Annotated in this window: 17 protein-coding genes, 1 other RNA gene, 2 pseudogenes and 2 riboswitches; of the genes and pseudogenes, 14 read left to right on the plus strand and 6 right to left on the minus strand. The window is 66.1% G+C overall.

From position 1 onward, the window contains the following. Nucleotides 1–6: 6 nt before the first annotated feature. Nucleotides 7–1,419, minus strand: a complete 1,413-nt coding sequence (locus C5F46_RS00055; protein ID WP_107323322.1) for a cryptochrome/photolyase family protein — start codon at nt 1,417–1,419, stop codon at nt 7–9. A 113-nt stretch (nt 1,420–1,532) separates the two neighbouring features. After that, nucleotides 1,533–2,774 (minus strand): aminotransferase class V-fold PLP-dependent enzyme, encoded by a 1,242-nt coding sequence (locus C5F46_RS00060; RefSeq protein WP_107323323.1) that lies wholly within the window; start codon nt 2,772–2,774, stop codon nt 1,533–1,535. Between the two features lie 150 nt (nt 2,775–2,924). Between C5F46_RS00060 and C5F46_RS00065 the strand changes: the two genes are divergently transcribed. The 13 genes from C5F46_RS00065 to C5F46_RS00125 all read left to right on the plus strand — a co-directional run bounded on the left by C5F46_RS00065 (nt 2,925) and on the right by C5F46_RS00125 (nt 14,666). Next, on the plus strand, nt 2,925–3,974 hold the full coding sequence (locus tag C5F46_RS00065; RefSeq protein ID WP_107323324.1) for an ABC transporter substrate-binding protein: 1,050 nt from the start codon (nt 2,925–2,927) through the stop codon (nt 3,972–3,974). A gap of 129 nt (nt 3,975–4,103) precedes the next feature. Beyond that, nucleotides 4,104–4,458, plus strand: a transfer-messenger RNA (tmRNA) gene (gene ssrA, locus C5F46_RS00070). 87 nt (nt 4,459–4,545) lie between these two features. After that, a complete protein-coding gene (locus C5F46_RS00075) occupies nt 4,546–4,971 on the plus strand; it encodes an ester cyclase (RefSeq protein ID WP_107323325.1) in 426 nt (141 codons plus the stop codon). A gap of 84 nt (nt 4,972–5,055) precedes the next feature. Next, nucleotides 5,056–5,502: an SspB family protein gene (locus C5F46_RS00080; protein ID WP_107323326.1), complete on the plus strand. Its 447-nt coding sequence runs from the start codon at nt 5,056–5,058 to the stop codon at nt 5,500–5,502. A 78-nt stretch (nt 5,503–5,580) separates the two neighbouring features. After that, nucleotides 5,581–6,156, plus strand: a complete 576-nt coding sequence (locus C5F46_RS00085) for a class I SAM-dependent methyltransferase (protein WP_107323327.1) — start codon at nt 5,581–5,583, stop codon at nt 6,154–6,156. A gap of 78 nt (nt 6,157–6,234) precedes the next feature. After that, a complete protein-coding gene (fumC, locus tag C5F46_RS00090; protein ID WP_107323328.1) occupies nt 6,235–7,629 on the plus strand; it encodes a class II fumarate hydratase in 1,395 nt (464 codons plus the stop codon). 4 nt (nt 7,630–7,633) lie between these two features. Continuing rightward, nucleotides 7,634–7,813 carry a DUF4169 family protein gene (locus tag C5F46_RS00095; RefSeq protein ID WP_107323329.1) on the plus strand — a complete coding sequence of 60 codons (180 nt, stop codon included), beginning with the start codon at nt 7,634–7,636 and terminating at the stop codon, nt 7,811–7,813. Further along, on the plus strand, nt 7,810–8,028 hold the full coding sequence (locus tag C5F46_RS00100) for a ribbon-helix-helix domain-containing protein (RefSeq protein WP_107323330.1): 219 nt from the start codon (nt 7,810–7,812) through the stop codon (nt 8,026–8,028). Before C5F46_RS00095 ends, C5F46_RS00100 begins: the two co-directional genes overlap by 4 nt. A 64-nt stretch (nt 8,029–8,092) precedes the next feature. Next, on the plus strand, nt 8,093–9,079 hold the full coding sequence (gene cobS, locus C5F46_RS00105; RefSeq protein WP_107323331.1) for a cobaltochelatase subunit CobS: 987 nt from the start codon (nt 8,093–8,095) through the stop codon (nt 9,077–9,079). A 48-nt stretch (nt 9,080–9,127) separates the two neighbouring features. Continuing rightward, nucleotides 9,128–10,993 carry a cobaltochelatase subunit CobT gene (cobT, locus tag C5F46_RS00110; protein WP_107323332.1) on the plus strand — a complete coding sequence of 622 codons (1,866 nt, stop codon included), beginning with the start codon at nt 9,128–9,130 and terminating at the stop codon, nt 10,991–10,993. Then, a complete protein-coding gene (locus C5F46_RS00115; RefSeq protein ID WP_107323333.1) occupies nt 10,993–12,795 on the plus strand; it encodes an aminopeptidase P family protein in 1,803 nt (600 codons plus the stop codon). The genes cobT and C5F46_RS00115 overlap by 1 nt, the downstream gene beginning before the upstream one ends. Before the next feature lie 93 nt (nt 12,796–12,888). Beyond that, entirely contained in the window at nt 12,889–14,280 is a 1,392-nt protein-coding gene (locus C5F46_RS00120; protein WP_107323334.1) for an FAD-binding oxidoreductase, read from the plus strand. Continuing rightward, nucleotides 14,277–14,666: an SgcJ/EcaC family oxidoreductase gene (locus C5F46_RS00125; protein WP_107323335.1), complete on the plus strand. Its 390-nt coding sequence runs from the start codon at nt 14,277–14,279 to the stop codon at nt 14,664–14,666. The genes C5F46_RS00120 and C5F46_RS00125 overlap by 4 nt, the downstream gene beginning before the upstream one ends. A gap of 5 nt (nt 14,667–14,671) precedes the next feature. Here C5F46_RS00125 and C5F46_RS00130 read toward each other — a convergent pair whose 3' ends face one another. From C5F46_RS00130 to C5F46_RS00145, 4 genes and pseudogenes are all read right to left on the minus strand, one after another. After that, on the minus strand, nt 14,672–15,613 hold the full coding sequence (locus C5F46_RS00130) for a nucleoside hydrolase (RefSeq protein ID WP_107323336.1): 942 nt from the start codon (nt 15,611–15,613) through the stop codon (nt 14,672–14,674). A gap of 108 nt (nt 15,614–15,721) precedes the next feature. Then, nucleotides 15,722–16,729, minus strand: coding sequence for a Fe(3+) ABC transporter substrate-binding protein (locus C5F46_RS00135; RefSeq protein WP_107323337.1), 1,008 nt, complete (start codon nt 16,727–16,729; stop codon nt 15,722–15,724). 430 nt (nt 16,730–17,159) lie between these two features. Continuing rightward, nucleotides 17,160–17,347: riboswitch (cobalamin riboswitch) on the minus strand. A gap of 107 nt (nt 17,348–17,454) precedes the next feature. Further along, nucleotides 17,455–17,625 (minus strand): annotated as a pseudogene (locus C5F46_RS16975) (DUF6525 family protein); the annotation flags it as partial. Beyond that, nucleotides 17,622–18,821 carry a GTP-binding protein gene (locus C5F46_RS00145; protein ID WP_107323472.1) on the minus strand — a complete coding sequence of 400 codons (1,200 nt, stop codon included), beginning with the start codon at nt 18,819–18,821 and terminating at the stop codon, nt 17,622–17,624. The gene C5F46_RS00145 and the pseudogene C5F46_RS16975, both read right to left, overlap by 4 nt. Before the next feature lie 99 nt (nt 18,822–18,920). Next, nucleotides 18,921–19,127: riboswitch (cobalamin riboswitch) on the plus strand. Nucleotides 19,128–19,190: 63 nt separating this feature from the next. On the opposite strand from C5F46_RS00145, the pseudogene C5F46_RS00150 reads away from it, so the two are divergent. After that, nucleotides 19,191–19,478: pseudogene (locus C5F46_RS00150) on the plus strand (energy-coupling factor ABC transporter permease); the annotation flags it as partial. Nucleotides 19,479–19,614: the final 136 nt, after the last annotated feature.

Raw genomic sequence — 19,614 nt, forward strand, 5'->3', positions numbered from 1 at the left:
AAAGGTTCACTTTTCTCTGGCCGAATAGGCGGCCAGCGCACGTTCCCGCCCCGCGGCCAGATCAACCAGCGGGCGCGGATAGGGCTGCGCGGGCGACAAACGCCAGCTTTCCGGGCAGGCGGCAAAAAACTCCAGCGCAGTTGCGGGCGGGTTGCGCTGCCCCTCGGCGATGAAGGCACGGCGGTAAGCGCCTGATACATCGAACTTTTCCGCCTGTCCCGCCGGGTTGAAGACACGGAAATAGGGCGCCGCATCGGGGCCGCAGCCCGCCACCCATTGCCAGCCCATCGCATTGGCGGCCGGATCCCAGTCGATCAGGCACTCCTCGAACCAGTCCAGCCCCACCCGCCAGTCGGTCAGCAGATGCTTGGTCAGGTAACTGGCCACGATCATCCGCGCGCGATTGTGCATGGTGCCGGTCACATACATTTGCCGCATCGCGGCATCGACGAACGGCTCGCCGGTCATGCCGCGCCGCCAGGCCTCGGCCTCGGGGCTGTCGCCCCGCCAGGGAAAGGCGTCCCAGTCCGCGCGCCAGTTGGCACGGGCCAGATCGGGGAAATGGTGCATCAGGTGCCAGGCAAATTCGCGCCAGACCAGTTCCTTCAGGAAATGCTCGGCCCCGCGCGCCCCCGCGGCCATGGCGCGCTGACCCGCGTGCCAGATCACGCGGGGGGAAATCTCGCCCCAGGTCAGGTTTTCCGACAGGCCCGAGGTGGCAGGGATCGCAGGGAAGTCGCGCTGCTCCTTGTAGCCGTCGATCCGGTGGGCCAGAAACGCGGCCAGCCGGTCCGCCGCAGCGGCCTCGCCGACGCCAGCGTGACGGGCGACCACCGCCGCGCCGCGCCGCATCGCCCCCCCCATCCGCCAAGCCTCCAGCCGATCCGAGGCGGGCCATGCCGCGGGCGGGCGCAGGCGCCCCGGCGGCGGCAACGCCTCGGCCACCGGCCGATCCTTCACCGCGCGCCAATAGGGGCTGTAAACCCGGTATGGCCCGCCCTGCCCCGTCTCGACCTCCCACGGCTCGAACAGCAGATGACCGGCAAAGCTGCGCGCCTCGATGCCAAGACCCTTCAGCGCGGCTTTCACCTCGATATCGCGCGCCTTTGCGGCGGGGTCATAGGCACGCGACCAGAACACGGCCACCGCCCCCGTCTCGGCCACCAGATCGCGCAACACCTCAAGCGCCCGTCCCCGGCGCAGGATCAGGCGCGTGCCCGCCGCCTCCAGCGCCTGCCCGAACCGCGCCAACCCCTGCCCCAGCCTCCATTCCGGCGCGGCGCCCAGTGCCTCCGTCACCTCGTCATGCACGAACACCGGCACCACCGGCCGCCCTGTGGCCTCGGCGGCGGTCAGGGCGGGATGGTCGGCCAGCCGCAGATCGCGGCGAAACCAGACAATGACGGGAGCCTCGGACATGCTTATTCCCTTTCTGCAATTTCATCTTGGTGAAAATATCCCCGCCGGAGGCTCCCACGGCACAACCGGGAGCCTCCGGCGGGGATATTTGTACCAAGATGAAAGATGAGGCTTCAAAGAACCTCGTCCAGAGCACCGATCAGGCGGCCAACCTCGGCCTGGGTCGTGTAATGCACGAAGGACAGCCGCAGCACCCCCCGCGCCGGATCAAGGCCCAGCGCCTGCAAGGGACGGCGGGCGTAGAAATCGCCCGCGCCGCACAGGATACCGTGATCGGCAAGGGCAGCCGCAACCGGCAAGGGCGCGCGGTCAAGCGCCAGCGCCAACGTGGGGGCGCGGCGGGCGGCCTCGCGCGGGCCGAGCAGCCGCAGATCATTGCGGGCAGAGAGATAATCGAGCAGGGGCTGCATCAGCCGTTCCTCATGCGTGCGCATCAGGTGATGCACGCGCGCGGCGCGCGCTCGCGCCTGAGGCTCGGGCGCGAAGTGGTGATCGTGGAGCGCATCCAGATAATCGGCGATCCCGGCGCAGGCGGCAATCTGCGCGTGATCAGGCCCAGCGGGGGTAAACCGTTTGAACATCACATCGCCGTTGAACCAATGCGCCTGATTGGGCAGTTTCCCCCCCAGTTCGCGCCGGATCACCATCACGCCCTGATGCGGACCATAGACCTTGTAGGCGGAAAACAGATAGATATCGGCGCCCAGCGCCCCCACGTCTGGCAGGCCATGGGGCGCGTAGCTGACCCCATCGACGCAGGCAAAGGCCCCGGCGTCATGCGCCATGGCCACGATCTCGGCCACCGGGTTGATCTCGCCCACGACGTTCGAGCAATGCGGAAAGCACACCAGCCGCACCCGGCCGTCGGCCAGCAGCTCGGCCAGATCGGCGGGGTTCAGGCTGCCGGTTGCCGGGTCGATCCGCCATTCGCGCAGATCGACGCCCTCATTCTCCAGCCGCCGCCAGGGGCCGGAATTGGCCTCGTGGTCCTGATCGGTCACCACGATGGCGGCGCCGGGTTCCAGCCCGCGCACGAAGGCCTGCGCCAGAACGTAGGTGTTGGCGGTGGTCGACGGGCCAAAACTGACCTCGTCGAAATCGACCCCCAGCATCGCGGCCATGCGGGCGCGGGCCTCGTCCATCTCGGCGCCTCCGGCCTGCGCGGCAGCATAGGGCGCATAGGGCTGCACCTTGCGCTCGCGGTAAAACCGCGTCAGCCTGTCGATCACCGGCGCGCAGGCATAAGAGCCGCCCGCATTCTCGAAAAACGCCTGATCGCGCAACCCCGCAACTGCGAAGGCCGGGAACTGCCCGCGCACGAAATCCACATCAAGCCGCACCGGCTCCTCCGTCATCGCGCGCCCCTTCCCTCGCTTCTGCCCATGCCACAAGCACCAAAGCCCGCGTCGGGGTCAAGACCCACCAGACGGGAGCGTTTTTTCTTGTCGCACGCCAAAGCCGCGGCTAGCGTCGGATCAGTTATTCCGTGACCCAAGAGGATGCCCATGAAACTGCATACGTTTTTGCTGGCCTCTGCCGCTGCCCTTGCCCTGTCGGGCACCGCCCGCGCCGCCGACCCCGAGTTGCTGGTCTTCGACTGGGCCGGTTTCGAGGTGGAAGGGCTGTTCGCCGATTACAAGGCCAAGCATGGCGACGCGCCGACCTACACATTCTACGGCGACGATGACGAGGCGTTCCAGAAGGTCGCCTCGGGGTTCAAGGCCGATGTCGCCCATCCCTGTTCGCAAATGGTGTCGAAATACCGCGACGCCGGGCTGATCGAGCCTTGGGACGTGAGCCGCATCCCCGCCTTTGACACGCTCGCCCCCAAGTTCCTCGCCTCGCCGATCTTCAAGGACGATCAGGGCGTGTGGTATATTCCCACCGACTGGGGCGCGACCGCGGTGGCCTACAACACCGAAGAAGTGCCTGCCGAAGATGTGGCCACGCTGCAGGTGTTCACCAACCCGAAATACGCAGGCCGCACTTCGCTGCCCGATTCGTCCGATGACGTCTGGGCCTTGGCCTATCTCGCGACCGGCGTGACCGACTGGACCACGATCAGTGACGAGCAGTTCGCCGCCGCCGCCGCTTGGCTGCGCGAGGCCCACCAGAATGTGGCCGCCTACTGGGCCGACCCGGCAGAGATGAGCCAGTTGATGGCCTCGGGCGCGGTGCAGGTGGCCTGGTCGTGGAACGATGGCGTGGTCGCACTTCAGGGCGAAAACTACCCCGTCGGTTTCCAGCGCGAGGCGACCGAAGGCTCGTCAAGCTTCTTCTGCGGCTTCGTCAATCTCAAGGACGGCCCCGGCAGCGAAGACAAGGCCTATGACTTCATAAACTCCTGGCTGCGCCCCGAGGCCGCGCCCGCGCTGCTGGAGGCGATCGGCTATGGCCACACCAGCACCGCGGCGATGGACCTGATCTCGGACGAGGAGCTGGTGTCGATCGGCCTGAACGAGATCAGCGCGCCGGTTCTGGCCCAGACCCCGAACGACCCGGCCCTGCGGGAACGACAGCTGGCCGAGTTCGAAAAGATCAAGGCGGGCTTCTGAGCCACGACCGATCTGTCAGGCGCCCGGTCCTTGCGGCCGGGCGCCTTGATGTTTGCGAGTTGGTCGAAAGATCCTCGGGGGTGAAATTGCCCCGACACGAGCAAGAGGGCACAGACGGCCCTCTTTGCGCCGCTTGCAGCCGGGCGCGGGCGCCCCTATATTGATTGTGTCCGGGGTGACCCGGACTATGGGTATAAACGCGCTCGTAATAAGCGGATCGGACCCGGGGGCGGTACCCGGCGGCTCCACCATCAATCCCGTCGTTGGGGATCATGGGGCCGAAACAGGATCGACGAACGTCCAAAGGGGTTTGCTTTACCTCGGTGAGCTACCACCGTTATCGGTGCAAAAGTACAGTTGCCAACGACAACCGTGCTCCGGTCGCTCTGGCTGCGTAAGCAGCTCGGGTAACCGAAACCTAAAGCCCTGTCGCTTAGCCGCGGCAGGCGGGGCTCGCAGGCGCCTGGCAACAGAAGCCTGCACCTTCCCCTGTCTCGTTAACCAACCGCTCAGGGTTTTGCCCGATGATGGCGCATGTCGTCACATCCGACGCGCTGGAAGGGGAAGCACGATGGACAAGTTGTCATTTCTGCAAGACTGGTATCAGAAGGTCTGGATCGAGGGCGATATGGGCGCGATCGACGCCTTTTTCGACCCCGACTCGGTTGCCAACGGGTTGATGCGTGATCTTCAGGTCGGCCCCGAGGATTTTCGCGCCCTTGTGCCCGCGATCCTGCGGCTGGTGCGCGATCAGGTCGTGCGGATCGAACGGCATGTCGAGACGGACGACTGGCTCTGGGCGCTGATCGTGGTCGAGGCGCGGGCCGCGCGGACGATGAAACCCGTCCGCATCGATGGCCAGGTGATGATGCGGTTTGAAGGCGGCAAGATCGCCGAAGCATTCAACCACTTTGATTACATCACCTTTTTTGAACAGGTCGAATTGATGCCCGCCGATACGATGGCGCTGTGCTTCTCGGGCGAGGTTCTGGGCTGAGGGGCGCCGCCCCTCTTTCCTTCGGAACGGAATCGCCTATGCTGGCATCAAACCGGCGCATGCCGCACCGGGGAGGACAGGGCAATGACGCGCGCGATCGACTATGGCAATCTGATGCACCGGGCCATGCGCGGCCTGATCCAGGAGGTGTTGAGCGGGATCGCAGAACATGGTCTGCCGGGCGATCACCACTTCTTCATCACCTTCGACACCCGCCACCCCGAGGCGCAACTGGCCGACTGGCTGCGCGCGCGCTATCCCGAAGAAATGACCATCGTGATTCAGCACTGGTTCGAAAACCTCGTGGTCACCGACGAGGGCTTTTCGATCACGCTGAATTTCGGCAACAGCCCGGAACCTCTGGTGATCCCGTTTGACGCAGTGCGCACCTTTGTTGACCCCTCGGTCGAATTTGGCCTGCGCTTTGAAACGCAAGACCCCGATTTCGACGACGAAGAGGGCGACGACGACGCCGAAGCGCCGACCCCGCATGAGGCCGAGGTGGTCAGTCTCGACAAGTTCCGCAAATGATGCTTGAGTGACGCTGCGTCACCCAAGGTTGCCCTTGGGTGCGGTTGTCACAAGCACATTTTGCAATCGAGGTGTCGGATGAGGGAATTCGGGCTGTTTCTGGGCCAGATGATCCGCAAACCCGCGCAGGTTTCGGCCCTTGCCCCGTCGTCCCGGCATCTGGCGCGCGCGCTGGCGGAACCGATCGGGCCGCAAACCGGGCTGGTGGCCGAATTCGGCCCCGGAACCGGCACCATCACCCGCGCGATTCTGGACCGTGGCCTGCCCCCCGAAAACCTCACCCTGTTCGAGCTGAACCCGGTTTTCGCGCGCAGGCTTCACAGCCGCTTTCCCGGCGTGCGGGTCGAAAACCGCCCAGCGCAAGACATTGGCACCGCCGGGCTGTCGGGGCTGGATGCGGTGATCAGCGGGCTGCCCTTGCTGTCGATGAACGAACAGTTGCAACATGCAATCCTCAGCGCCGCCTTTCAGGCGCTGAAACCAGGCGGCATTTTCGTGCAGTTCACCTATGGCCCACGCCCGCCGCTGGCGCATGGCCTGCAACACGAGCTGGGGCTGGAGGTGCGGCGCGGCCCGCAGGTCTTGCTGAACATGCCGCCGGCGCGGGTCTATCACTATCACCGCATCAGCGCGCAGGCCCCGCGCGCAGCCTGAAGGTATACCTTCGTATACCGATTGCAAAACCAGCCGCCGCCCCCTAAGAAACGCGCAACAGTTTCAGGAGGTTTCCGCATGACCGCAACCCGCACCGAGACCGACAGCTTTGGCCCGCTGGAGGTTCCCGCCGACAAATACTGGGGCGCGCAGACGCAACGCTCGATCATCAATTTCCCGATCGGCTGGGAACGCCAGCCGGTGGCGATCATCCGCGCGCTGGGGGTGATCAAACAGGCCGCAGCCGAGGTCAACATGGCCACCGGCAAGCTTGACCCCGCCCTTGGCCGCGCGATGGTGCAGGCCGCAGCAGAGGTGGTGGCGGGCAAGTTCGACGACAACTTTCCGCTGGTGGTGTGGCAGACCGGCTCTGGCACGCAGTCCAACATGAACGCCAACGAGGTGATCTCGAACCGGGCGATTGAAATTCTTGGCGGGGCGATGGGTTCGAAAACGCCGGTTCACCCGAACGACCATGTGAACATGGGCCAAAGCTCGAATGACACCTTTCCCACGGCCATGCATGTGGCCATCGGCATGATGGCGCGCGATGTGCTGCTGCCGGGCCTGCGCAAGCTGCACGGCGCGCTGGCCGCAAAATCCGAAGAGTTCAAGGATATCATCAAGATCGGCCGCACCCATACCCAGGACGCCACCCCCCTGACACTGGGGCAGGAGTTTTCGGGGTACGCCCATCAGGTCGCCATGGGCATCAAACGGGTGGAAATGTGCCTGCCCGACATCTACGAACTGGCGCAGGGCGGCACCGCGGTGGGCACCGGACTGAACACGAAAAAGGGCTGGGATACCGCGATTGCCGCCAAGATCGCCGAAATCACCGCCCTGCCCTTTGTGACCGCGCCCAACAAGTTCGAGGCGCTGGCCGCGCATGATGCGATGGTGATGTTCTCGGGCGCGCTGAAGACGGTGGCGGGCAGCTTGTTCAAGATCGCCAACGACATGAGGCTGCTGGGATCGGGCCCGCGGTCGGGGCTGGGCGAACTGATCCTGCCGGAAAACGAGCCGGGCAGCTCGATCATGCCAGGCAAGGTGAACCCGACCCAGGCCGAGGCGCTGACCATGGTCTGCGCGCATGTGATGGGCAATGACGCCGCCGTGGGCTTTGCCGGTAGTCAGGGCCATTTCGAACTGAACGTCTACAACCCGATGATGGCTTATAACGTGCTGCAATCCATGCAGCTTCTGGGCGACGCGGCAGGGTCGTTCACCGATAACATGGTGGTCGGCACACAGGCCAATGTCGCGCGGATCGACAAGCTGATGAAGGAAAGCCTGATGCTGGTGACGGCGCTGGCCCCCACCATCGGCTATGACGCGGCAACCAAGGTCGCCAAGACGGCGCACAAGAACGGCACCACGCTGCGCCAAGAGGCTATTGCGCTGGGCTATGTCGATGGCGAAACCTTTGACCGGGTTGTGCGCCCCGACCAGATGATCGGCCCCGAGGACTGATCAGATGACCGAAGTGATCAACCTTCGGCAGGCCAAAAAGACCCTTGCGCGCGCAGCAAAGCGCGCGCAAGCCGATGAAAACGCGGCAAAGTTCGGACGCACCAAGGCACAGCGCGACCTTGAGGAGGCACAGGCCGCCAAGGCCCGCGCCGAACTGGATGCCCACCGGCGGGAGCCGGAATGAGCCGGCCCGAAAAACACTCTCTTACCCTGGGCGGGCACCGCACCAGCGTATCGCTGGAGCCGGAATTCTGGGCCGCCTTCCGCGAGATCGCCGCCGCGTCGGGCCGGGGCATCAACGAGCTGGCCGCCGAGATCGACACCGCGCGCGGTGCCGAGTGCGGGCTGGCGACCGCGATCCGGCTGCACGTTCTGGCGCATTACCGTAAAGCCCGCTAGCGCCGCGCCCTTGCCCTTGCGCCCCCCGCCGTTATGTTCCACAAATCGGCGAATGCGCGGAACAATGGCGGACGACATGTTGGAACAAAATGCAAAACCCACCGAAGACATCTCGGTTCGCGAGGTCTTCGGGATCGACACCGACATGAAGGTGAGGGGCTTTGCCGACCGCTCTGACCGGGTGCCCGACCTTGACCCGACCTACAAGTTCGACCCCGACACGACGCTGGCGATTCTGGCAGGCTTTGCCTACAATCGCCGCGTGATGATTCAGGGCTATCACGGCACCGGCAAATCGACCCATATCGAACAGGTCGCCGCGCGGCTGAACTGGCCCTGCGTGCGGGTCAACCTTGACAGCCATGTGTCGCGTATCGACCTGATCGGCAAGGATGCGATCAAGCTGGTCGATGGCAAGCAGGTGACGGTGTTTCACGAAGGCATCCTGCCCTGGGCGCTGCGCAACCCCACCGCCATTGTGTTCGACGAATACGACGCCGGCCGCGCCGATGTGATGTTCGTGATCCAGCGCGTGCTGGAAGCCGATGGCAAGCTGACCTTGCTGGATCAGAACGAGATCATCACGCCCAACCCCTATTTCCGGCTGTTCGCCACCGCCAACACCGTGGGCCTGGGCGACACGACCGGTCTTTACCATGGCACGCAGCAGATCAACCAGGGCCAGATGGACCGCTGGAGCCTGGTGGCGACGCTGAACTATCTGTCGCACGACGCCGAAACAGCGATCGTGCTGTCGAAGAACCCGCATTACAACACCGACAAGGGCCGCAAGACGATCGGCCAGATGGTGCATGTGGCCGACCTGACGCGCACCGCCTTCATGAATGGCAACCTGTCCACCGTGATGAGCCCGCGCACCGTCATCGCCTGGGCACAGAATGCCGAAATTTTCCGCAATGTGGGCTATGCCTTCCGGCTGACCTTCCTGAACAAATGCGACGAGCTGGAGCGGCAGACCGTGGCCGAATTCTATCAGCGCCTGTTCGATGAGGAACTGCCCGAAAGTGCCGCCGCGCAGGCGATCCGGTGAAACGGTGCGCGGATCACGCCGAGGCGGGCGGCGGCCGGGGTTGGTGGCATGAAACCCTCTGACAACCCCGCCGATCCGTTCAAGAAGGCGCTGGCCGAGGCGACCAAGGCGCTGGCTGACGAGGCCGATCTGACCGTCAGCTTTAGCGTCGATCCGCCGGGGCTGGCGGGTGATACGATGCGCCTGCCGCAGGTCAGCCGCCGGATGACGCACGACGAGGTGCTGCTGGCGCGCGGCACGGCGGATGCCTTTGCGCTGCGGCTGCGCCATCGGGATGCCGAAACCTTCGCCCGCTATGCGCCGCAGGCCGGTATTGCGCGTGATCTCTATGAGGCGATGGAAACCGCGCGATGCGAGGCTTTGGGCGCGCGCGACATGCCCGGCACCGCCACCAACACCTTTGCACGGCTGGGCCATGACGCCGAGCGCAAGGGCTATGGACAGATCCGCACGCGCGAGGATGCGCCGCTGGCGGTTGCGGCGGGCTATCTGGTGCGTCATCTGGCGACCGGGCGCGCCCTGCCCGCCGCAGCCGCGCATGTGATGGACCTGTGGCGCCCCTTCATCGAACAGCACGCCGAGGGCCATCTGGACACGCTCGATGAGGTGCTGGCCGATCAGGCGGCCTTCGCACGGCTGGCGCGGCAATTGATCACCGATCTGGGCTATGGCGACCAGTTGGGCGATGACCCCGACATCGGCGACGAAGACGACGGCGAGGCGGAGGAAGACCAGGACCAGCCCGAGTCGCAGGACAGCGAATCCTCGGACGACAGCGAGGATGCGGGCGAGGCCAGCCCCGACCGCAGCCAGGAGGCGCAGCAGGATCAGGCGCAGGCCCATGTCAGCCCCGACGATCTGGCCGATGCCGAATTCGACGAAGAGATCGAGGCGCCGCAATCGGACGCGCCGCTGGAGCCGCCCCCCCCCGCCCATTCCGAGGCCGACCCCCTTTATACCGCCTATGCCACAGCCTTCGACGAGGAAATCCGCGCCGAAGACCTGGCCGAGCCGGCCGAGCTGGAACGCCTGCGCGCCTATCTTGATCAGCAGTTGGAGCCGCTGAAGGGCGCCGTGTCGCGGCTGGCCAACAAGTTGCAGCGCCGGCTTCAGGCGCAGCAGAATCGCGCCTGGGAATTCGACCTCGAAGAGGGTGTGCTGGATGCCGGGCGGCTTGCGCGCGTGGTGGCAAACCCCACCACGCCGCTGTCGTTCAAGGTGGAAAAGGATACCGAGTTCCGCGATACGGTGGTGACGCTCCTGCTGGACAATTCCGGGTCGATGCGGGGCCGGCCGATCTCGATTGCAGCAATTTGCGCCGATGTCCTGGCGCGCACGCTGGAACGCTGCTCGGTCAAGGTCGAGATTCTGGGCTTTACCACCCGCGCCTGGAAGGGCGGCCAAAGCCGCGAGGCCTGGCTGGCCGCCAGGCGGCCGCAACAGCCGGGCCGGCTGAACGACCTGCGCCACATCATCTACAAGGCCGCCGATGCGCCGTTGCGCCGGGTGCGCGCCAATCTGGGCCTGATGATGAAAGAGGGCCTGCTGAAGGAAAACATCGACGGCGAGGCACTGGAATGGGCGCATCGGCGGATGGTGAGCCGCCCCGAGGCGCGCAAGATCTTGATGGTGATTTCCGACGGCGCGCCGGTGGATGATTCGACGCTGTCGGTCAACCCTGCCAATTATCTGGAAAAGCACCTGCGCGACGTGATCGCCATGGTGGAACGGCGGCGTCAGGTGGAGCTGATCGCCATTGGCATCGGTCATGACGTGACGCGCTATTACCCGCGCGCCGTCACCATCACCGATGTCGATCAACTGGCCGGCGCCATGACCGAGCAACTCGCCAGCCTGTTCGACAAAGACCCGCGCGCGCGGGCGCGGATGATCGGCATTCGCAAGGCGATGTGATGCTGCAATCCTTTAGCCCCACGACCCGCCCGCAAGATGGCCCGCCCCGGCTGGCCCTGCTGCGCGCGATGATGGCGGCCGAGGGGCTGGCAGGCTTTGTGGTGCCGCGCGCCGATGCCCATCAGGGCGAATATGTCGCCCCCCGCGATGCCCGGCTGGCCTGGCTGACGGGGTTCACCGGCTCGGCGGGTTTTGCCATCGTGCTGGCCGATCAGGCGGGCGTGTTCATCGACGGGCGCTACCGCGTGCAGGTTCGCGCCGAGGTGGACCTGGTGCATTTCGCCCCGGTGAACTGGCCCGAAACCAAGCCCGCCGCCTGGCTGATGGCGCATCTGACCGGCGGGCGGATCGGCTATGACCCCTGGCTGCACAGCGAAAAAGAGATTGCGCAACTTGAGAGAGAGCTTGAGGAAAGCCCGATAACCCTTTCTCCGTGCAAGAATCTTGTCGATTCTATCTGGGTTGATCAGCCGCCCGCACCTGCGAGCCCGGTGCAGGTGCATTCCGATGCGCTGGCGGGCCGCACCAGCGCCGACAAGCGCGCCGAACTGGCGGCGGGCCTGCGCGCCGCAGGGCAGCGCGCAGCGGTGCTGACGTTGACCGATTCCGTCTCGTGGCTGCTGAACATCCGCGGCGCCGATATTGCCCGCAACCCGGTGGTGCAGGCCTTTGCCATCCTGCATGATACCGGGCATCTGAGCCTGTTTGCCGCGCCCGCCAAATTCGGCGCCGAGGTGCGCGCGCATCTGGGGCCCGATGTGAACCTGCGCCCCGAGGCGGCGTTTCTGCCAGCGCTGCGGGCGCTGACCGGGCCGGTGCGGGTGGACCCTGCCTCGGCACCGCGGCAGGTGGTGCGCGAACTGGCCGAGGCCGATGTACCGGTGGCCTTTGCCCCCGACCCCTGCCTGCTGCCCAAGGCGCGCAAGACCAGCGCCGAAATCGGCGGGATGCGCGCGGCGCATCTGCGCGATGGCGCGGCCATGGCCGAATTTTTGTGCTGGCTTGCGGCCGAGGCGCCAAACGGCGGGCTGCGCGAAACCGATCTGGTGCGGCGGCTGGAGGCCGCGCGCACCGCAACCGGCTGCCTGCGCGAGATCAGCTTTGACACGATCTGCGGCGCGGGCCCACATGGCGCAATCGTGCATTACCGCGTGACCGAGGCCACCGACCGCGCCATCACCCCCGGCGATGTGGTGCTGATCGATTCGGGCGGCCAATACCCCGACGGCACCACCGACATCACCCGCACCGTCGCCACCGGTCCGGCCCCTGATACGGTGCGCGGCCCCTTTACCCGCGTATTGCAGGGGCTGATCGCCCTTTCGCGCGCGCGCTTTCCACGCGGGCTTGCGGGGCGCGATCTTGACCCGCTGGCGCGGGTGGCGCTGTGGCAGGCGGGGCTGGATTATGACCACGGCACCGGCCACGGCGTGGGCGCATATCTGTGCGTTCACGAAGGGCCGCAGCGCATCTCGCGGCTGTCCGAGGTGGTGCTGGAACCCGGCATGATCCTGTCCAACGAGCCGGGCTATTACCGTGAGGGTGCCTTTGGCATCCGGCTGGAAAACCTGATCGTGGTGACCGTGGCGCCCGCCCTGCCCGGCGCCGATGATCGCCCGATGCTGGCCTTTGAAACGCTGACATGGGTGCCGATCGACACCCGCCTGATCGACCTTTCGCTGCTGTCGGCGGCCGAGCGCGATTGGCTGAACGCCTATCACGCCACAGTGCTGGACCGGATCGGCCCGCGCGTCAGCCCTGCCACGCGCGAGTGGCTGGAACGCGCCTGCGCGGCGATCTGACCACGCGATTTTCCGCCCCCGCCTCCCGGCCCCCCTTCCGCTGCCGCGGCCTTGCGCCTAGTGTCGCGCCCGATCCCGAGCCGGAGAAAGCCGATGTCCCGCCCCCCAAACTGCGCCGATGCCCTAGCCGAAATCGCCGCCCTGCTGGGCGACCGGCTCAGCCGCTCGCGCGCCGATCTGGACCAGCACGCACGATCCGAGGCGTGGTATCCCCCGACCCCGCCCGAGGCTGTGGCTTTTCCCGAAACGACCGCCGAGGTTTCGGCGATTCTGACGATCTGCAACGCCCATGGCCTGCCGGTGGTGGCCTGGGGCGCGGGCACCTCGCTTGAGGCGCAGGCACTGGCGGTCGAGGGCGGGCTGACGCTGGATTTCAGCCGGATGAACCGGGTCTTGCAGCTTCATGCCGAGGATATGCAGGTGGTGGTGCAACCCGGCCTGACCCGGCAGGAATTGAACGAGGAGTTGCGCGCCACCGGCCTGTTTTTCCCGGTCGATCCAGGCGCCAACGCCAGCCTTGGCGGCATGGCCGCCACTCGCGCCAGCGGCACCACGACAGTGCGCTATGGCTCGATGCGCGACAACGTGATGGGGCTTGAGGTGGTGCTGGCCGACGGGCGCGTCATCCGCACCGGCTCGCGCGCGGCGAAATCGGCGGCGGGCTATGACCTGACGGCGCTGATGCTGGGGTCAGAGGGCACGCTCGGGGTGATCACCGAACTGACGCTGCGGCTTCACGGCCAGCCCGAGGCGATCAGCGCCGCGGTCTGCGCCTTTGACAGTCTCGAGGCGGCGGTGCAGACCGTGATGGCGACGATCCAGATGGGCATTCCAATGGCGCGGATCGAGTTTGTCGATGAGGCCGTAGCCCGCGTCTTCAACAGCTATGCGGGCACGAAAATGCCCGAGCGTCCGCATCTGCTGGTGGAATTTCACGGCTCGCAGGCCGGTGTGGCCGAACAGGCCCGCGCCTTTGGCGAGGTGGTGGCCGAAATGGGCGGGGCCGATTTCAACTGGGCCAGCACGACCGAGGCGCGCACCGCGCTGTGGAAGATGCGCCACAACGCCTACCCCGCCTGCCTCGCGGCGCGACCCGGCTCGATCGGGTTGGTGACCGACATCTGCGTGCCGATCTCACGGCTGGCCGAGGCGGTGGCCGAAACGCGCGCCGATATCGAGGCCGAGGGCATCGAGGGGCCGATTCTGGGCCATGTGGGCGACGGCAATTTCCATGCCATCCTGCTGCTGGACCGCGACAACCCCGACCATCTGGCCCGTGCCAGGCGGCTGGCTGGCCGGATGGCGGACCGTGCGCTGGCGATGGGTGGCACGGTGACGGGTGAACATGGCGTGGGGATCGGCAAGCGCGGCTATATGGCGGCCGAACATGGGCAGGGCTGGCAGGTGATGGGTGCGATCAAGGCGGCACTTGACCCCAACGGCATCCTGAACCCCGGCAAGCTGGTTCCAGGGGGCGCGGCATGACCCTGCCCGACCCCGCCGACCTGCCACGCGCCTTTGCCGCCGCCTGGGGCGCGCGCGATGCGGTGGCGCTGGCCGATCTGTTCGCCGAAGATGCCGATTTCCTGACCCTGACCGGGGCTGCGGCCGAAGGCCGGGCCGAGATTGCCGAGGTGCTGGCGGGCGAATTTTCCGGCGCCTTTGCGCGCGCCCGCCTGGTCACCGGGCGGGGCAAGATGCGCCCCGTCGGGCCGGGGGCGGCGGTGGTGCTGCAACGCTATGTGCTGTCGGGGCTGGTTCATGCCGATGGCAGCGATGCGGGCCGGGTGGGCGCGGTGCTGGCCGCAACGCTGGCCGCGGGGCCGGCGGGCTGGGCCATTGTCGCCGCGCAATTCGTGGCCGAGGCGTAAGCCGGTCAGAGCCGCCCGATCCGCTGGGTCAGCAGGGCAAAGAAGGCATCGGCATCGACATCGCCGATCACCATTGCATTGGCGGGCCGGTCGGTGACGCGCCACCAGTCGATCACGGTCATGCCGCGCGTCAGTGCGCTGAGGGTTTCGATTTCCACATTCACATGGCGACCCGAGAACAGGTCGGGCCGCAACAGATAGGCGATCACGCAGGGGTCGTGCAGCGGCGCGCCATCGCTGCCGTATTTCGCCATGTCGAAGCGTTCAAAGAAATCGGTCCAACTGGCCACCGCGTGCCCCGCCTGTGTGCCCAGCGCGCGGAACGCCTCCACCCGCGCGCGGGTGGTCAGCGCCTTGTGCGTCACATCCAGCGGCATCATCACCAGCGGCACGCCGGATTTGAACACGATGTCCGCGGCCTCGGGATCGACGTAGATATTGAATTCGGCGGCGGGGGTGACGTTCCCCCCCTCGAAACAGCCGCCGCCCATCAGCACGATTTCCGCAATGCGCGGCACGATGTCGGGCGCGCGGGTCATCGCCGTGGCGATGTTGGTCAGCGGCCCCAGCGGGCACAGCGTAACGGTGCCCGCGGGCTGGCCACGCAGGCTCTCGATCAGAAACTCGACCGCGTGGACGGGTTGCAGCGCCATCGCAGGCTCGGGCAGCACGATGCCATCCAGCCCGCTGTTGCCATGCACATATTCCGCCGTGACCAGATCGCGCCGCAGCGGCGCGGCGCAGCCGGCGAAAACCGGCAGATCGGGCCGCCCGGCCAGTTCGCAGACCACGCGGGCATTGCGCGCCGTCAGCGGCAGGGCCACGTTGCCTGCAACACAGGTCAGGCCCAGAACCTCCAGTTCGGGGCTGGCCAGTGCCAGCAGGATCGCCACCGCGTCATCCTGACCGGGGTCGGTGTCGATGATGATCTTGCGCGGCGCGGTCATGGCAGCTTCTCCTTCAGGGGCGCAGACTGGCGCGGGGGCTGCGCCCTGTCCAGCCATGAAAAAGCCCCCGCGGTGGTGCCGCGGAGGCCAAGGTTCAGGCCCCGCGCATCAGCCGTCGAAATTGACCTCTTCGATCAGTTTCAGCGCGGCGGGGCGTAGTTTGGCGACCTCGGTCAGGTTCAGGCTGTCGGGGGAGAACTCGCCCCAGCTCGCCACCAGTTCGGACCGCGCGACACTCGGCTTGATCGGAAATTCGTTGTTGGTTTCGGCATAGATCGCCTGTGCCGCATCAGAGGCCAGGAATTCCATCAGCTTCAGCGCGGCGTCCTTGTTCGGCGCCGCGGCCGTCATCGCCACGCCGGAGATGTTGAGATGCGTACCGTCACCCTCGAACACCGGGAACAGGATACGCACGGAATCGGCCCAGGCCTTTTGTTCGGGGTCGGCCAGCATCTGGCCCATGTAATAGGTGTTGCCCAGGCTGATGTCGCATTCGCCCGCCCAGATCGACTTGACCTGACTGCGGTCGTTGCCATCGGGCTTTTTCGCCAGATTGGCCTTGAGCCCCTCCAGCCAAATCCGGGTTGCGGCATCGCCATGGTGGGCCAGATAGGCCGCGGTCAGCGCCACGTTATAGTCGCTGGTAAAGGAGCGGGTGCAGATGCGGCCCTGCCATTTCGGATCGGCGAGATCCTCATAGCTGGTCACATCCCCTTCGGCCACGCGGTCCTTGCTGGCATAGACAATGCGCGCGCGCGAGGTGAGGCCGAACCAGTGCCCGGCGGGATCGCGGAATTCGGCCGGGATCGCGGCCTCCAACACGGGCGAGGCGACGGCCTGGGTCACGCCCGCATCGACCACTTGTGCCAGCCGCGCGATATCGACCGTCATCACCAGATCGGCGGGGCTGCGCGCGCCCTCGGCCTGAAGCCGTTCGACCATGCCTTTGTCAACGAAGGCCACATTCACGGCGATGCCGGTTTCCGCCGTGAAGGCATCAAACAGCGGCTGCACCAGTTCGGGCTGGCGGTGCGAATAGACGTTCACCTCATCAGCCAGAGCGGGGGCCAGGACGGCAAGAGAGGCGACACTGCCAAGAAGGATACGGGCGATCATGGATATCTCCGGTTTGTCGTACGACCCCGCTTAAAGCTGAGCGTTTTAGTCAGGTCAAGCTAAAAGTCGCACAATCGGACAACATTATCCCCCCGATCTTTGGACAGATTTCGGCGTGATTTAAGCTACTGCCTGCACCTTCTGATCGGTTTCGATCACACTGAAATAGCCGCAGCTTGAACCTTGAGGCATATCCCTTTCTCGGCTGAGAATTGACGGCGTCTGAACACCGCCATGATATGCCGCCCCTCCGGGCATCACTAACTTTCGCCCGTTTCTCAAGAGGGATGTCGCGACGCCTGAGGCGGTGAACCAGGCCGCCAGATCGAGCGGAGCCCCCCTGGCAGACCCGGAAGATGAGGAATACGCGCCGACAACCCGAAAGCCGACTCTGATGAGGATGTGACCGCCCCCGGGGCCTCTGCTCGTGGTCGTCTCTGTGGCCCTGACAGGTCTCTTGGCTTGTGGCTCGGGCGTGCGGCTTCCCTTCCCAGCCCGGGGGCCAGTAGTTACGAAGCAGGGCTCGCCTCTAACAGCTGCGGGGAAAGTGCCGGATTTCCGCCGGCTTCGCTCTTGGCTCGCAGAGACACAGCGGGAGCCAAAGCCCCCCCGTGATGGGCGAAAGTGTGGCGTCTGTCAAAACAACCTGCGGAAGGTCCGCGGCGCGCCTCTCGGGCCAGTGTCGCAGCCTCGGCTGCGGCGAGGGCGGCGAGCGCCGCCGCCTCGCTGCCCGAACGGGCCAGCGCGCGCCCCCAGATCCGCCGCACCGAAGTCGCGGACCAGGGCAGCACCGCCTGCGTCACCCAGATCCGCGCGGCAGGCGGCAGACGGTCATGCGCCAGCATCGCATTCTCGCGCCCAAGCAGACGCAGCGCCGTTCGTAGGTTGCGCCTCATGCCGCGCGGCCCCAGCGCGGGAACGGGTCGGGCAGCCCCTCCCAGACCTCGGGAGCGAAACGGATTTCGGGCACGAGGCAGCGGTTGAGCATGGCCGAGATCCGTTCCCGGTTCATCTCGCCCAGCATCCCGATGAAGACCATCTCCTGCCGCCGGTCGCCGAACTCGCCCGCCACGCGCGCGGCCATCCGCTCGCGCGCCTCGGGCGGCCAGTGCGCCTCGGGCACGGCGGCCCACCAGAGGCCGAGCCCCTTCACCTCGACCATCGGCCCGGCAACAGAGAACTCGCCCGCCCAGTCAGGCCGCGTTGCGATCCAGAAATGCCCCTTGGCACGGATCACACCCGGCAGCGGCGTGTCGAAGAACTCGGCGATTCGCGCCGGGTCGAACGGCCGCTCGGCCCGCCAGACAAAACTGGTAATGCCATATTCGGCATCCTCGGGCATATGGTCGGCGAAACCGTAAAGCTCCTTCACCCAGGTCGGGTGGCGGTGGGCGGCCTCGAAGCTGAACCGCCCGGTGCCGATGATCGCGTGCGGCGGAACACGGCCGTGGTCGGCCTCGAGGATCGCCGCATCGGCGTTCAACGCCCGCAGGATTGCCCGCGCGCTGGCCAGTTGCACGGGCGTCGCGGTCGAGACCTTGTTCAGGACGATCACGTCGGCGAACTCGATCTGCTCGGTCAAAAGCTGGACAAGGCTGCGCTCGTCCTCGTCCCCCAGCGCCTCGCCGCGGTCCTTCAGGAAGTCCTGTGCCGAAAAGTTGCGGGTGATGTTCGCGGCATCGACCACCGTCACCATCGTGTCGAGCCGTGCGATGTCCGAGAGCGAGCAGCCCTCCTCATCGCGGAACTCGAATGTGGCAGCGACGGGCAGTGGCTCGGACACGCCGGTGGATTCGATCAGCAGATAGTCGAAACGGCCCTCCTCGGCCAGCTTGCGCACCTCCGTCAGAAGGTCGTCGCGCAGCGTGCAGCAGATGCAGCCGTTGGTCAGTTCCACCAGCCGTTCCTCGCCGCGCGACAGGCTGCCGCCCGCACGGATCAGGTCGGCGTCGATGTTCACCTCGGACATGTCGTTGACGATGACGGCGACGCGCAGCCCCTCGCGGTTGGCCAGGACGTGGTTCAGAAGCGTTGTCTTGCCGGCGCCCAGAAAGCCGGAAAGCACAGTTACAGGCAGGCGGGTGTCGGTCATCGCAGGCTCCTCCAGCATCGGGTGGATCGGATGATATGTTATATTATATTATTACACAAGTTACCTGCGGCAGCGCATTGACGGGGCGGTCCCGATCTGTCACGCGATGACGCGACGGTTCTCGAGGGTCGCACGGCCCGAGAGATGAAAAGGGAACACGGTGAGGGGGCAACCCCGAGGCCGCGACTGCCCCCGCAACTGTGAGCGGAGAGCCGCCCCGATGGACACCACTGGCCGATGGCTGGGAAGGTTCGGGGACGGCCACGACCCGCGAGTCAGGAGACCTGCCGTCAGGCGCATACGCGCCGCCACTGCCGGGATACCGGCCCAACCCCAAACGCCGTCGGGGATGACGGTCAGGAGGACGACATGCATATCGAACCCGGTCTGGTGACCGGAACCAGGGCCATTCTGGGCTTTGCCGCCGCAGCGGCCGCGGGCGGCTATGCGCTGACGCTCGGCTGGCATGCCCTGCGCGAGAAGGGGCTTGCCCCGCGCTGCATGATCGCGACCGCGGCGGTCTTTGCCTTCTTCGAGATATTTCCGCATTACCCGGTCGGCGTCTCCGAGGTTCACCTGATTCTCGGCTCGACCCTGTTCCTGATCCTCGGTGCGGCGCCGGCGACCGTCGGGCTGGCGCTGGGTCTGCTGATCCAGAGGTTCGGGGCCAAGAGCCTGACCTCGATCCTGGCCTTCGGCAGCGCGGCCGAAAGGCCCCACATCCGCAAGCCGGTAGACCTGCCAGCCACATGACGCTGACCGGACGGGGTGTTCCGGCGACGAGTTCCGGTTT

This window comes from Phaeovulum veldkampii DSM 11550 (genome assembly GCF_003034995.1).
GTDB lineage: Bacteria > Pseudomonadota > Alphaproteobacteria > Rhodobacterales > Rhodobacteraceae > Phaeovulum > Phaeovulum veldkampii.

What these genes read in the sequence shown, in the direction of transcription:
- cobS (WP_107323331.1), top strand. Translation starts at nt 8,093, where the DNA reads ATGGCGGACGACATGTTGGAACAAAATGCAAAACCCACCGAAGACATC.
- C5F46_RS00130 (WP_107323336.1), bottom strand. Translation starts at nt 15,613, where the DNA reads ATGACCGCGCCGCGCAAGATCATCATCGACACCGACCCCGGTCAGGAT.
- C5F46_RS00075 (WP_107323325.1), top strand. Translation starts at nt 4,546, where the DNA reads ATGGACAAGTTGTCATTTCTGCAAGACTGGTATCAGAAGGTCTGGATC.
- C5F46_RS00060 (WP_107323323.1), bottom strand. Translation starts at nt 2,774, where the DNA reads ATGACGGAGGAGCCGGTGCGGCTTGATGTGGATTTCGTGCGCGGGCAG.
- C5F46_RS00135 (WP_107323337.1), bottom strand. Translation starts at nt 16,729, where the DNA reads ATGATCGCCCGTATCCTTCTTGGCAGTGTCGCCTCTCTTGCCGTCCTG.
- C5F46_RS00125 (WP_107323335.1), top strand. Translation starts at nt 14,277, where the DNA reads ATGACCCTGCCCGACCCCGCCGACCTGCCACGCGCCTTTGCCGCCGCC.
- C5F46_RS00085 (WP_107323327.1), top strand. Translation starts at nt 5,581, where the DNA reads ATGAGGGAATTCGGGCTGTTTCTGGGCCAGATGATCCGCAAACCCGCG.
- C5F46_RS00095 (WP_107323329.1), top strand. Translation starts at nt 7,634, where the DNA reads ATGACCGAAGTGATCAACCTTCGGCAGGCCAAAAAGACCCTTGCGCGC.
- cobT (WP_107323332.1), top strand. Translation starts at nt 9,128, where the DNA reads ATGAAACCCTCTGACAACCCCGCCGATCCGTTCAAGAAGGCGCTGGCC.
- C5F46_RS00145 (WP_107323472.1), bottom strand. Translation starts at nt 18,821, where the DNA reads ATGACCGACACCCGCCTGCCTGTAACTGTGCTTTCCGGCTTTCTGGGC.
- C5F46_RS00120 (WP_107323334.1), top strand. Translation starts at nt 12,889, where the DNA reads ATGTCCCGCCCCCCAAACTGCGCCGATGCCCTAGCCGAAATCGCCGCC.
- C5F46_RS00115 (WP_107323333.1), top strand. Translation starts at nt 10,993, where the DNA reads ATGCTGCAATCCTTTAGCCCCACGACCCGCCCGCAAGATGGCCCGCCC.
- C5F46_RS00065 (WP_107323324.1), top strand. Translation starts at nt 2,925, where the DNA reads ATGAAACTGCATACGTTTTTGCTGGCCTCTGCCGCTGCCCTTGCCCTG.
- C5F46_RS00055 (WP_107323322.1), bottom strand. Translation starts at nt 1,419, where the DNA reads ATGTCCGAGGCTCCCGTCATTGTCTGGTTTCGCCGCGATCTGCGGCTG.
- fumC (WP_107323328.1), top strand. Translation starts at nt 6,235, where the DNA reads ATGACCGCAACCCGCACCGAGACCGACAGCTTTGGCCCGCTGGAGGTT.
- C5F46_RS00080 (WP_107323326.1), top strand. Translation starts at nt 5,056, where the DNA reads ATGACGCGCGCGATCGACTATGGCAATCTGATGCACCGGGCCATGCGC.
- C5F46_RS00100 (WP_107323330.1), top strand. Translation starts at nt 7,810, where the DNA reads ATGAGCCGGCCCGAAAAACACTCTCTTACCCTGGGCGGGCACCGCACC.